This is a genomic window from Kitasatospora sp. NPDC002522, from assembly GCF_053595195.1.
In genome coordinates this window covers 37,873-50,711 of sequence record NZ_JBSFXE010000007.1, presented here as the reverse complement: position 1 = coordinate 50,711, position 12,839 = coordinate 37,873, and the positions used below count along the sequence as shown (strand labels likewise).

At 72.5% G+C, this 12,839-nt stretch carries 11 protein-coding genes; 2 read left to right on the top strand and 9 right to left on the bottom strand.

Annotated features, from left to right (window positions below):
* Window positions 1-858 (bottom strand): dihydropteroate synthase, encoded by an 858-nt coding sequence (gene folP / locus ACWD4U_RS07775; protein WP_449787136.1) that lies wholly within the window; start codon window positions 856-858, stop codon window positions 1-3.
* A gap of 22 nt (window positions 859-880) precedes the next feature.
* Window positions 881-2,731 (bottom strand): phosphatidylglycerol lysyltransferase domain-containing protein, encoded by a 1,851-nt coding sequence (locus ACWD4U_RS07770; protein WP_449787135.1) that lies wholly within the window; start codon window positions 2,729-2,731, stop codon window positions 881-883.
* A 261-nt stretch (window positions 2,732-2,992) separates the two neighbouring features.
* On the opposite strand from ACWD4U_RS07770, the gene ACWD4U_RS07765 reads away from it, so the two are divergent.
* Window positions 2,993-4,216: an alpha/beta hydrolase gene (locus ACWD4U_RS07765; protein WP_363460084.1), complete on the top strand. Its 1,224-nt coding sequence runs from the start codon at window positions 2,993-2,995 to the stop codon at window positions 4,214-4,216.
* A gap of 41 nt (window positions 4,217-4,257) precedes the next feature.
* Here the strand turns inward: ACWD4U_RS07765 and folE are convergent, their stop codons facing one another.
* The 6 genes from folE to dacB form a co-directional block, all read right to left on the bottom strand.
* The gene (gene folE, locus ACWD4U_RS07760) at window positions 4,258-4,863 is read right to left on the bottom strand and encodes a GTP cyclohydrolase I FolE (RefSeq protein WP_363460082.1); all 606 of its coding nucleotides are present in this window, start codon (window positions 4,861-4,863) and stop codon (window positions 4,258-4,260) included.
* Between the two features lie 113 nt (window positions 4,864-4,976).
* Window positions 4,977-7,019 (bottom strand): ATP-dependent zinc metalloprotease FtsH, encoded by a 2,043-nt coding sequence (gene ftsH / locus ACWD4U_RS07755; protein ID WP_363460080.1) that lies wholly within the window; start codon window positions 7,017-7,019, stop codon window positions 4,977-4,979.
* Window positions 7,020-7,238: 219 nt separating this feature from the next.
* On the bottom strand, window positions 7,239-7,778 hold the full coding sequence (gene hpt, locus ACWD4U_RS07750; RefSeq protein ID WP_033217699.1) for a hypoxanthine phosphoribosyltransferase: 540 nt from the start codon (window positions 7,776-7,778) through the stop codon (window positions 7,239-7,241).
* Window positions 7,779-7,855: 77 nt separating this feature from the next.
* Window positions 7,856-9,001 (bottom strand): tRNA lysidine(34) synthetase TilS, encoded by a 1,146-nt coding sequence (gene tilS, locus ACWD4U_RS07745; RefSeq protein WP_363460078.1) that lies wholly within the window; start codon window positions 8,999-9,001, stop codon window positions 7,856-7,858.
* Between the two features lie 206 nt (window positions 9,002-9,207).
* A complete protein-coding gene (locus ACWD4U_RS07740) occupies window positions 9,208-10,368 on the bottom strand; it encodes a zinc-dependent metalloprotease (RefSeq protein WP_363460076.1) in 1,161 nt (386 codons plus the stop codon).
* Between the two features lie 65 nt (window positions 10,369-10,433).
* The gene (gene dacB, locus ACWD4U_RS07735; protein ID WP_363460074.1) at window positions 10,434-11,903 is read right to left on the bottom strand and encodes a D-alanyl-D-alanine carboxypeptidase/D-alanyl-D-alanine endopeptidase; all 1,470 of its coding nucleotides are present in this window, start codon (window positions 11,901-11,903) and stop codon (window positions 10,434-10,436) included.
* Between the two features lie 128 nt (window positions 11,904-12,031).
* Here dacB and ACWD4U_RS07730 point away from each other — a divergent pair, with 128 nt between their 5' ends.
* The gene (locus ACWD4U_RS07730) at window positions 12,032-12,523 is read left to right on the top strand and encodes an inorganic diphosphatase (RefSeq protein ID WP_363460072.1); all 492 of its coding nucleotides are present in this window, start codon (window positions 12,032-12,034) and stop codon (window positions 12,521-12,523) included.
* A gap of 82 nt (window positions 12,524-12,605) precedes the next feature.
* On the opposite strand, the gene ACWD4U_RS07725 is transcribed toward ACWD4U_RS07730, so the two are convergent.
* Window positions 12,606-12,821, bottom strand: a complete 216-nt coding sequence (locus ACWD4U_RS07725; RefSeq protein ID WP_363460070.1) for a dodecin — start codon at window positions 12,819-12,821, stop codon at window positions 12,606-12,608.
* Window positions 12,822-12,839 lie beyond the last annotated feature (18 nt).

The following is a 12,839-nucleotide window of genomic DNA, read 5'->3' as shown; positions in this document are numbered from 1 at the left end:
CTACCCCCTTCGCGCCGCCCGCTGCCAGGCAGCGACCACTCGTACGGCGTCAGCCGTGCCGGCCACATCGTGCACCCGCACCGCCCAGGCGCCCGCCCGGGCCGACAGCACCGAGACCGCCGCCGTGGCGTCGTCCCGCTGCCGCGCCGGGCGCAGCTCCCCGGTTTCCGGGTTGGCGAGCAGCGTACCCAGGAAGCGCTTGCGCGAAGCCGCCACCAGCACCGGCCGCCCCAAAGCGGTCAGCGCGTCCAGCCGGCCCAGCAGCGCCCAGTTGTGCTCACTGGTCTTCGCGAACCCCAGCCCCGGGTCGAGGATCAGCTGCTCCTCCTTCACCCCGGCGGCCAGCAGCGCCTCCACCCGGGCGGTCAGCTCCGCCACCACGTCCGCGACCACGTCCCGGTAGACCGCGAGGGCGTCCATGTCCGCGGACTGGCCGCGCCAGTGCATCACCACGAACGGCGCCCCGGTGGCCGCCACCACCTCGGCCATCGCCGGGTCGGCCAGCGCGCCGGAGACGTCGTTGACCACCCTGGCGCCGGCCTCGACCGCCGCCGCGGCGACGCTCGCCCGCATGGTGTCCACCGACACCACCACCCCGGCCCGGGCCAGCTCGGTCACCACCGGGATCACCCGGCGCAGCTCCTCCGCCTCGGTGACCCGCTGGGCGCCCGGCCGCGTCGACTCGCCGCCGACGTCGACCAGGTCCGCCCCGCGGGCCACCAGGTCCAGTCCGTGTGCGACCGCCTTCGCCGGATCCAGCCACAGCCCCCCGTCCGAGAACGAGTCGGGTGTGACGTTGACCACCCCCATCACCGCACAACGGTCGAGGACGGGAAGGCCGGGAAGGTGCTCGCTCATACGCCCATTATCGGACGCCCGCTCAGGCCGCCTCGTGCAGCTGCGCCGCGGGCTCGGGCATCAGGCCCTGCCGCTGGCGCTTGCGGCCCAGGCGGGGCATGCCGAGGGTGATGAAGGCCTCGGCCTGCATCGCGGCGAAGCCGATCCGCGGCAGGTCGCGGGTCTGCTTGTAGACCAGGAAGCGGGGCTCCCAGCTGGGCTGGAACTTGGCGTTGAACTTGTACAGCGACTCGATCTGGAACCACCGGGACAGGAAGACCAGCAGGCCGCGCCAGGCGCGCAGCACCGGTCCGGCGCCGATCCGCTCGCCGCGGGCCAGCGCGGAGCGGAACATCGCGAAGTTCAGCGACACCCGGCGCACGCCCATCGCGCCGACCTCCTGCAGCGCCGCCACGATGAGCAGCTCGTTGAGGCCCGGGTCGGCCTCGCGGTCGCGCCGCATCAGCTCCAGCGAGATGCCGTCCGATCCCCACGGCACGAAGTGCAGCACCGCCTTGAGGTCGCTCCCGGCGGCCGCGGGCGCGCCGTCGGCGGCGGGCTCGTCGGCCTTGTGCGCGGTGACCACCACGCACTCGTCGTCGCCGACGTCGCCGAAGCGGCCCAGCGCCATCGAGAAGCCGCGCTCGGTGTCGGTGCCGCGCCAGCGGGCGGCGGCGTCGCCGATCTGCCGCTTCTCCTCCAGCGTCAGGTCGCCGACCCGGCGGACCTTGCAGGAGTAGCCGTTGCGCTCGATCCGCTTGACCATCTGGCGGACGTTGCGCATCGCGCGGCCGGAGAGCGAGAAGGAGGCGGTGTCGACGATCGCCTCGTCGCCGAGCTCCAGCGCGTCCAGCCCGGCCTCCCGGGTCCACACCTCGCCGCCGACCTCGGAGCAGCCCATCACGGCGGGCACCCAGGCGTGCTCACGGGCCATCGCCATGAAGACCTTGATCGCGCCGGGCCAGGCCTCCACGTCGCCGACCGGGTCGCCGGAGGCGAGCATCACGCCGGAGACCACCCGGTAGGAGATCGCCGCCTTGCCGGAGGGCGAGAAGAGCACCGACTTGTCGCGGCGCAGCGCGAAGTAGCCGAGCGAGTCGCGGCGGCCGTGCCGGGCCAGCAGGTCACGCACCTTCAGCTCGTCCTCGGGGGTGAGGAACGGCTCGGGCTTCTCGGGGCGCAGCGCCAGGTAGGCGGTGGTGAACGCGGTCACCAGGCCGAGCGCGCCGAGCGAGTAGGCGACCAGATCGCCGATCCGGTCGGAGGTGTAGTGGATCGGTCCTTCGAACCCGAACAGGCCGTAGCCGACGTGCTCCAGGCGCGCGAACAGCGACGGGTCGCCGACCTCGGCCTTCCAGCGCATCGAGACGATCAGCAGGCCCAGCAGCACCGAGACGGTGCCGAGGACCAGGAAGTTGACCACGGCGCGCCAGCGGGTGCGCGGGTCGGCCTTGGCGTAGAACTCGCGCTGGTGGACCACCATCACCACGAGCAGCGCCAGCGAGATCACGGCCTGCCCGACCTGGTGCCAGCGCAGCAGGTGCAGCGCGGCGCCGATCGGCAGCAGCACGCACACCGCCCGCCAGGCGCGGCGCTTGCGGCGGCGCAGGGCGTGCGCCAGCAGCACCAGCAGCATGCCCACCATCAGCGTCCCGGCGGCGGCCAACGACGTGGTGCCGCCCGGGAGTTGGCCCGCCCAGTTGTGCATCCGGGTGAACCGCAGCTTGGGGAAGATCGCGCAGGCGATGTCGATCAGACCGATCAGCATCGTGGCGTACCCGACCACGCCGGGCAGCCACGGCCGCGGCACCGCGGCCGCCTGGCTGCGCAGCGCTCGCAGACCCCTGGGACGGGGCTCCTCGGACGTCGTCTCAGCGGGCACGGTTACGCTCATAAAAGCTCAGCCTAGAGGCACCCGGGCACTGGCCGCGCACCCCGCGAGCGGGGCCGTGATGGACCTTCATGACTGTTCCTTTGTCTGGCAATCCGCACGTCAAGGGGCGTCCATAGAACGTTCAAGAGCCACTCGGGCCGGACGTCCCACATGATGGACGCCGCATTCTAGAGCCTCGGTTGCGGTCGGCACAGGCGCTGGTTCGCACTGGTTTCCGACGCCCGGTCAGAGTACTACGGGTGGCTACCGACGGTTCGTCAGATGACGATGATCCTCTGCCGGGCGGCCGTCGAGGAGGGACCGGGCATGGAGCTCACCAGCCGGGCACTGGTGTACACGCTGATCGCGGCGGCCACCGCCGGACTGGTCGCCACCCTCTGGCTGTGGCCCCGGCTGGCCCGCCAGCGCCCGCTCCCCGTCCTGGGCCGGCTGGCCCTGCTGACGGTCACCCAACTCGCGGTGCTCTCCGTGCTGTTGCTGTCGGTCAACAACAGCTACGGCTTCTACACCTCCTGGAACGACCTGCTGCGCCCCGGCGGCGCCCCGCTCGCCCTGGCCGCCCACTCCCCCGGCGCGGCGCCCGACCACACCGCGCTGGTCCAGCCCACCGCCGAGGGCGGCCTGGAGGCCGTGCCGGACGTGCTGCCGCCCGGCAAGCCGGAGGAGGTCGGCCGGGTCGACTCGGTGCGGATCACCGGCCCCGAGTCCGGCCTGTCCGACCAGGTCTTCGTCTACCTGCCGCCCGAGTACTTCAACCCCCGCTACGCCCGCGAGCGCTTCCCCGTGATCCTCGCCCTGGCCGGCTACCCCGGCCCCTCGCTGCACCTGCTCGACAGCCTGAAGCTGCCGCAGGCCGCCGCCGACCTCCAGCGCACCGGCCGGCTCGCCCCCACCGTCATCGTGATGGCCCGCCCCACCGTCGCCCCGCCCCGCGACACCGAGTGCGTGGACGTCCCCGGCGGCCCGAAGACCGAGACCTGGTTCGCCAAGGACATCCCCACCGCGGTGCGCTCCGCCTACCGGGTCGGCCGGGCGGCCGGCTCCTGGGGCGTGCTCGGCTACTCCACCGGCGGCAGCTGCGCCCTGCGGCTGGCCATGCGCTACCCCGGCTCGTACGAGAGCGCGGCCGGCCTGCACGCCGACTACACCGTGCCCGACGACCGGTGGACCGACGGCGACCTGTTCCGCGGCGACGCCGCCGCCGCCCGGCAGTCCGACCTGGGCTGGCGGCTGAAGAACCTGCCCGCGCCGCGGGTCGGCCTGCTGGTGGTCTCCACCAGGACCGAGGACGACTACCCGGCCACCGAGCAGTTCCTCGCCACCGCCCGGCAGGTCGCCGCCGCGCACCCGGAGTTCCAGGTCGACTCGCTGCTGCTGCCCGACGGCGGCCACTCCTTCGAGACCTGGCGCCGCGAGCTGCCAGCCGCCCTGGAGTGGCTCAGCGACCACCTCGCACCGCCGCAGGACCGCGAACCGCGCAGCTGACGGCCCGGCCGCCTGCCTGGGGCGCGCCCTTCGGACGACGCCTAGCGCCCGATGATCAGGCTCATCGCCTCGGCGCGGGTGGCGGGGTCGCGCAGCTGGCCGCGGACCGCGGAGGTCAGCGTCTTCGCGCCCGGCTTGCGGATGCCCCGCATCGACATGCACATGTGCTCGCACTCGATCACCACGATCGCCCCGCGCGGCTCCAGGATCCGCATCAGCGAGTCGGCGACCTGGCTGGTCAGCCGCTCCTGCACCTGCGGGCGGCGGGCGAACACGTCGACCAGCCGGGCCAGCTTGGACAGGCCGGTGATCTTGCCGCTGGTGGACGGGATGTAGCCGACGTGGGCCACGCCGCGGAACGGCACCAGGTGGTGCTCGCAGGTCGAGAACACCTCGATGTCCTTGACCAGCACCATCTCGTCGTGGCCGAGGTCGAAGGTGGTGGTGAGGACGTCCTCCGGCTCCTGCCACAGGCCCGCGAATATCTCCTTGTAGGCGCGGGCCACCCGGGCCGGGGTCTCCAGCAGCCCCTCGCGGTCCGGGTCCTCGCCGACCGCGAGCAGCAGTTCGCGGACGGCGTTCTCGGCCCGCTTCTGGTCGAAGGTGCCGACGGTCGACTCACCGTCGAGCGTCACCGGGTCGATCATGCGTGCCTCGCTGCTCGTCAGTCGGGATCAAAGGTCCGTGCAGCACGAATGCCGCGCCTCCAGGGTACAAACCCGGGAAACGCGGCATCCATTCCGAACAGGTGGTCGAACGATCAGCTCTCGACCTGGCCGCCGTCGACCGGCGGCAGCTTGACCACGTCGACCGGGTCCACCGAGCTCGGCGCGGCGCCGTTGGTCAGCGCCAGCTCCTTCGGCGACTGCACCGGCGGCCGGGTGGACGGGGTGCGGCGGGCCGAGCCGGTCCACGCCGGACGCGGGGGACGCTTGATGACCGGAGTGAAGATCTCGGCGATCTGCTCCTTGTTCAGCGTCTCCTTCTCCAGCAGTTCGAGGACCAGGTTGTCGAGCACGTCGCGGTTCTCGACCAGGATCTCCCAGGCCTCGTTGTGCGCCGTCTCGATCAGCTTCTTGACCTCCTCGTCCACCAGCCCGGCGACCTCTTCCGAGTAGTCGCGCTGGTGGCCCATCTCGCGGCCCAGGAAGGGCTCGGAGTCGGAGGAGCCGAACTTGATCGCGCCGAGGCGCTCGCTCATGCCGTACTGGGTGACCATCGCCCGGGCGGTGCCGGTGGCCTTCTCGATGTCGTTCGAGGCGCCGGTGGTCGGGTCGTGGAAGACCAGTTCCTCCGCCGCCCGGCCGCCCAGCATGTAGGCGAGCTGGTCGAGCATCTCGTTGCGGGTGGTCGAGTACTTGTCCTCGTCCGGCAGCACCATCGTGTAACCGAGGGCGCGGCCCCGGGACAGGATGGTGATCTTGTGCACCGGGTCGGAGTAGTTGCAGGCCGCCGCGACCAGGGCGTGGCCGCCCTCGTGGTACGCGGTGATCTTCTTCTCCTTGTCGGACATGATCCGCGAACGCTTCTGCGGACCGGCCACGACGCGGTCGATCGCCTCGTCCAGCATCTGGTTGTCGATCAGCTTCCTCTCGGAGCGCGCGGTGAGCAGCGCCGCCTCGTTCAGCACGTTCGACAGGTCGGCGCCGGTGAAGCCGGGGGTGCGCTTGGCGACCGCGGAGAGGTCGACGTCGGGCGCGATCGGCTTGCCCTTCTGGTGCACCTTGAGGATGTCCAGGCGGCCCTGGAGGTCCGGACGGTCGACCGCGATCTGGCGGTCGAAGCGGCCGGGGCGCAGCAGCGCCGGGTCCAGGATGTCGGGGCGGTTGGTGGCGGCGATCAGGATGACGCCGCCCTTGACGTCGAAGCCGTCCATCTCGACCAGCAGCTGGTTGAGGGTCTGCTCGCGCTCGTCGTGGCCGCCGCCGAGGCCCGCACCGCGGTGCCGGCCGACGGCGTCGATCTCGTCGACGAAGATGATCGCCGGGGCGTTGGCCTTGGCCTGCTCGAACAGGTCGCGGACCCGGCTGGCGCCGACGCCGACGAACATCTCGACGAAGTCGGAACCGGAGATCGAGTAGAACGGCACGCCCGCCTCGCCCGCGACGGCGCGGGCCAGCAGGGTCTTGCCGGTGCCGGGCGGGCCGTACAGCAGCACGCCCTTGGGGATCTTGGCGCCGACCGCCTGGAACTTGGCCGGCTCCTGCAGGAACTCCTTGATCTCGTGGAGCTCCTCGACCGCCTCGTCGGCGCCCGCGACGTCCGCGAAGGTGGTCTTCGGGGTGTCCTTGGTGAGCAGCTTGGCCTTGGACTTGCCGAACTGCATGACCCGGGAGCCGCCGCCCTGCATCTGGTTCATCAGGAACAGGAAGACCACGACGATGATCACGATCGGCAGCATCGAGAACAGCAGGCTGACGAAGGTCGACTGCTTCTCGGGGCTGACGGTGTAACCGTCGCTGATCTGCCCGGCGGCGTACTTGTCCTGCAGCTTCTGGGACAGCTGGGTGGCCGAGCCGTCGCCGGTGTAGGAGGCCTGGAAGCGGGTGCCGGAGGGCGACTTGCCGTTGCCCCCCGCCTTCAGCTTCTGGCCGTCCTGCAGCTGGATCTTGATCAGGTTCGAGTCACCAGTGGTGAGCTGCGCCGACTTCACCTGGTTGTTGTCGATCGCGCTGACGATCTGCCCGGTGTCCGCAGTCTTGTAGCCGCTCGAATCCGAGACGAGCTGCATCAGTGCGAACACGGCGAGGGCGGCCAGCACGACCCACATGATCGGCGCACGGAAGTATCGCTTGACGTCCATCCATGCGGGGCGTCGCCGCCCCGTCCCTCCTGCCATTCAACGGGCGCTGTACGGCTGTGGGCCTCGGCGCATCCGGTATGTGCTCGTAAGACGAGCGGTTGATTGGACCGTACCGCAGGCACCCCCGCTTGCGGCGGGGCCACTACGGTGCGGTCTATTTTCCTACCCCCGCACAACGGGTGGGAACAGGGCACTGTTCCCACCCGTCGCCCGAACGGTTCAGCCGCCGTAGACGTGCGGCGCGAGCGTGCCGATGAACGGCAGGTTGCGCAGCTTCTCGGCGTAGTCCAGGCCGTAGCCGACCACGAACTCGTTGGGGATGTCGAAGCCGACGTACTCCACGTCGATCTCCACCTTGGCGGCGTCCGGCTTGCGCAGCAGGGTGCACACCTTCAGCGAGGCCGGGCCGCGCGAGCCCAGGTTGCCCAGCAGCCAGGACAGGGTCAGGCCGGAGTCGATGATGTCCTCGACGATCAGCACGTCCTTGCCGGCGATGTCGGTGTCCAGGTCCTTGAGGATCCGCACCACGCCGGAGGACTTGGTGCCCATGCCGTACGAGGAGACCGCCATCCAGTCCATGGTCACCTGGCTGTGCAGGGCCCGGGCCAGGTCGGCCATCACCATCACGGCGCCCTTCAGGACGCCGACCAGCAGGAGGTCCTTCCCGGCGTAGTCCTGGTCGATCCGCGCGGCCAGCTCCACCAGCTTGGCGTCGATCTCGTCCTTGCTGATGAGCACCTTCGCGAGGTCTGCGCCCATGTCGTTCTGGTCCACCGGGGATACGTCCTCAAACGCTCGGAGTCGGGTTCGGCGGCGGCGGTACGACCGGTTCGTGCTCAGTCGCCCTGCCGCCGAAACACCAGCGTGCCACACCGGCGGACGGCTTCGACGCCCCCGGGTAGGTGCAGCGGCCCCTGGCCGCGCCAGCCGGTGACCAGCAGGTCCACGCTCTCCAGGTGCCGGGCGAACAGGTCGCCGGCCGGGCAGCCCGCGCGCAGCGCGGCCCGGCGCAGCACGCGGCGGCGGACCGCGGGGGGCAGTTCGGCGAGCTTGCCGACGTCCAGGGCGCCCTCGGCCGTTCGGAGGTCGCGCTCGGCCAGGGCGGCCCACTGGTCGAGGGCGTCGGCGTCGTCGCGGAACAGCCGGGCGGTGCGGGCCAGGGCCTCCACCACGCCGCCGCCGAGGTGCTTCTCCAGCACCGGCAGCACCTCGTGGCGGACCCGGGAACGGGTGTAGGCGGGGTCGGTGTTGTGCGGGTCGTCCCACACCGGGATGGCCTGCGCGGTGCACGCCTGCCGGGTGGCGGCCCGGTCGAGCTCCAGCAGCGGGCGCCGGTAGCGGCCCTTCTGCGCGGGCATCCCGGCCAGCGAGCGGGCGCCGGAGCCGCGGGCCAGGCCCAGCAGCACGGTCTCCGCCTGGTCGTCGCGGGTGTGGCCGAGCAGCACCGCCAGCGCCCCGTACCGCTCGGCGGCGGCGTCCAGCGCGGCGTAGCGGGCCTCCCGGGCGGCGTTCTCCGGGCCGCCCTCGCGGCCGACCAGCACCGGGACGGCCTCCACCGGGTCGAGGCCGAGTTCGCGCAGCCGGACGGCGACCTGCTCGGCGCGTTCGGCGGAGCCGTCCTGCAGGCCGTGGTCGACGGTGACCGCGCCGACCCGCAGGCCGAGCTTGGGGGCCTCGAAGGCGGTCGCGGTGGCCAGCGCCATCGAGTCGGCCCCGCCCGAGACCGCGACCAGCACCAGCGGGGAGCCCGGCGCGGCGGGGGTGCGGGGCAGCCCGGAGGGGTGGCGGCGGGCGTTGCCGATCAGCGTGGTCGGCGCGGCGGCGGTGCCCGCCAGCGCGGGCATCGGCGCGGCCGCGACGGCGGCGGACACGCCGCGGGCGCGGACCGGGCCGCCGGGGGTGACGCCCGCTTCGGCGGCGAGTTCGGCGAGGGTGCGGCGGACGGCGAGGCGTATCGCCGCGACAGCGGGGTGTGGGCCCATGGGTGTGCTCTCCTTGGCGGAGGGAAGTACGGGACCGCCTGTCAGCTCTCGGTCACCAGGCGCTCACAGATGGTCGCAGACTCCGGCGACCGGCCACGACACCCGCGCCAACGGCGTATCCACCGTCCCACGTACGGGTGAATGAAGAAACGTTACGCCTGCCGCCAGGTGTACGAGTCGGCCGTGCGAGCGGGTGGTGCGCCCCGTCAGCCCACCACCCGGGCCACCCAGGCCGCCGGGTCGTGGATCTCGTCCTTGGTGGGCAGCGTGTTCGGGGAGGTCCACACCCGGTTGAAGCCGGTCATCCCGACCCGCTCCACCACGCCGCGCACGAACACCGCGCCGTCCTGGTACTGCCGCAGCTTGGCGTCCATCCCGAGCAGCCGGCGCAGCGCCAGGTCGAGCCGGCCGCTGCCGCGGTCGCGGCGGCGCTGGAACTTCTCCCGGATCTCCGCCACCGAGGGCACCACCGCGGGTCCCACACCGTCCATCACCACGTCCGCGTGGCCCTCCAGCAGCGACATCACCGCGGTGAGCCGGGCCAGGATCTCCCGCTGGGCGGGGGTCTGCACCAGCTCGGTCAGGCCGCCGCCGGCCGAGCCGTTGCCGCGCGGGCCGAGGCCGGGGATGCCGCCGAGGGCGTCCCGCAGCCGCTCCAGCACCGCGGCCGGGTCGACGTCGGTCTGCAGCAGGAAGTCCTGCACCTCGGACTGGATGTGGTCGCGCAGCCAGGGCACCGCGGTGAACTGGGTGCGGTGGGTCTCCTCGTGCAGGCACACCCACAGCCGGAAGTCGTGCGGGTCGACGTCCAGTTCCCGCTCGACCTGGACGATGTTCGGCGCGACCAGCAGCAGCCGCCCCGGCGGGGTGGTCAGGCCGCGGCGGGGCTGGTCGAACAGGCCGGCCGGGCTGTCGGGGGCGCTCGGCAGCTCGGCCGGCGCGAAGGTCTCGTACTGCCCCAGCACCTTGCCGGAGAGGATCGCCAGCACCGCGCCGAGCTCGACCCCGGTGGCCTTGGCGCCGAGGGCGCCGAACACCGCCGCGGTCTGCCCCTCGCTGCGACGGGCGGCGAGCTTGGCCACCAGCGGCCGGACCACGGTGCGGAAACCCGCCACGTTGGCCCGCACCCAGCCGGGCCGGTCCACCACCAGCACCGGCGTACCCGGGCCGTCGGCCAGCCCGGTCGACGCCAGCTGCGTGTACGCGCGCACGTGCCGCTCGGCCTCGACCGCGTGCCGGCGCAGCTCGGCGACGGCCGTGCGGGCCTCCTCGCGGCCGATCTGGGGCCCGGATCTGGCCAACCGGGTCGCCGTCGCGACCGCGAGTTCCCAGTCGACCATCTCCGCACCGCCGCTCGCGCTCGTCATGCCCTCACCGTACGTGCTCGTCCCCGCGCGGGGGAGGGAACCGGACCGGCCGGATCATCGCCGGCTCACCCGCAGCCGCAGGCCGCGATCCGGGCCACGATCCGGTCGACCGCGGCCCGGGCGGTGTTCGGGTCGGCGGTGGTCTTGGTCATCAGCGCGAACGCCAGCACCCGGCCGTCCGCGTCGACCACGGTGCCGGCCAGCGTGTTGACGCCCTGCAGGGTGCCGGTCTTGGCGCGCACGATGCCGGCCGCCTCGGCGGCGCCGGACTTGGCGCCGAAGCGGTTGACCAGGGTGCCGGTGAACCCGGCGATCGGCAGGCCGGTGATCACCGGGCGCAGCTCCGGGTGGTCCGGGGAGGCGGCCGCCGCGAGCAGCTTGACCAGGGTGATCGGCGGGATCAGGTTGGCCTTGGCCAGGCCGCTTCCGTCCGTGAGCACCACGCCGGCCAGCGGCACGCCGAGCTTGGTCAGCGCGCCGGTGACCGCGGCGACGCCGCCGTCGAAGCTGGCGGGCTGCTTGGCGGCGATCGCGGTCTGCCGGGCCACCGCCTCGGCCAGGGTGTTGTCGGAGGTGGTGAGCAGCCGCTCCACCAGGCGCTGGATGGTCGGCGACTCCACCCGGGCCAGTTCGGCGGCGCCGGCCGGGGCGGTCGCCTGCGCGGGCTTGGCCTGGACGGTGATGCCCTCGGCCTTCAGGAACGCGGCGAAGGAGTCGGCGGCCTGCCCGGCCGGGTCGAACACCCGGGCCGGGGCCTCGTCGGGCGAGCGCGGGTCGATCCGGCCCTCGTCGACCATCAGCGGGGTGACCGCGGCGATGTTCATCGCGTCGTGGTCCTTGTGCAGCAGCGGACCCGTGTACAGCGAGGTGTCGTACGACAGCTTCACCGAGGTGGTGCCGGCCGCCTTCAGGGCCTGGGCGGTGCGGTGCGCGAGCTCGGCCATCGAGGCGGGCGCGCTGTCCGGGTCGACCGGGGCGCCGCCGACCCTGACCTGGTCGGCGGGGAGCGCGGTGATCGTCGGGTCGCCGCCGCCGACCAGGGTGATCTCGCCGGGGTTGGCGCCGCGCACCACGGTGGTGGCGATCCGGTGGTCGGCGGGCAGCAGCGCGAGCGCGGCGACCGAGGTGGCGAGCTTGGTGGTGGAGGCCGGGGTGGCCGGGCTGGTCTCCTGCGAGCCGAACAGGAACTGGCCGGTGGCGGAGTCGGCGACGGCGAAGCTGAGCGCGCCCAGCGACTTGTCCTGCACGGTCGCGCCGAGCGCGGACTGCAGCCCGGCGCCGCTCGGCGCCTTGCTGTCCGCGCCGTCCCCGGCGCTCAGCACCGGGCCCTTCAGCGGCACCGCGCGGCGCCGGGCGTTCCGGTGGTTCGACTGCCCGTCGCCGTGCCCGTTGCCGCCGCCGCCCTTGCCGCCCTGGGAGTCGCCGTCCCCGGCCTTCTTGGCGTGCCCGTCCGAGCGGCTGGGCCCCGGTGAGGGCTGCGCCAGCGCCGGATCGGCGACGGTCAGCCCGCCGGCCGCCAGCGCGACCCCCAGCACACCCGCGAGCGCGGCTCTGCGTCCGCGTCCCGCCCCTGCCCCTGATCTCACCGACCGGCCCCTTTCCTGAGCACACCTTGCCGTAGGAGACACTTGGATTCTGTCAGTCCCAACCCTTGGAGGAACCGTTGGAGTTCGACGTCCTGATCGAGATCCCGAAGGGCTCGCGCAACAAGTACGAGGTCGACCATGAGACCGGTCGCCTCCGTCTGGACCGCATGCTCTTCACCTCGACCCGCTACCCGGCCGACTACGGCTACGTCGAGGGCACCCTCGCGGACGACGGCGACCCGCTGGACGCGCTGGTGATCCTGGAGGAGCCGACCTTCCCCGGCTGCCTGATCAAGTGCCGCGCCATCGGCATGTTCCACATGACCGACGAGGCCGGCGGCGACGACAAGCTGCTGTGCGTCCCGGCGACCGACCCGCGCTGGGAGCACCTGCAGGACATCCAGCACGTGTCGGAGTTCGACCGCCTGGAGATCCAGCACTTCTTCGAGGTCTACAAGGACCTGGAGCCCGGCAAGTCCGTCCAGGGCGCCGACTGGGTCGGCCGGGCCGAGGCCGAGGCCGAGATCGAGGCCTCGATCAAGCGCCTCCAGGACCAGGGCGGCCACTGATCCGTCGTCCCCCCGTGCACACCAGGGGCGGGAGTCCGGACCGGACTCCCGCCCCTGCGTTGTCGAACGGGCCCCGGGGGCCTCAGTCCTCGTCGTCGAGCCGGAAGCCGACCTTCAGGCCGACCTGGTAGTGCTCGATCTCCCCGTCCTTGAGATGGCCGCGGACCTGGACCACCTCGAACCAGTCCAGGTTGCGCAGCGTGCGGCCGGCGCGGGCGACGCCGTTGCGGATGGCGGCGTCCACACCTTCCTGCGAGGACCCGACGATCTCGGTGACCCGGTAGACGTGGTCGGTCATGGCGACTTCTCCCTGTGC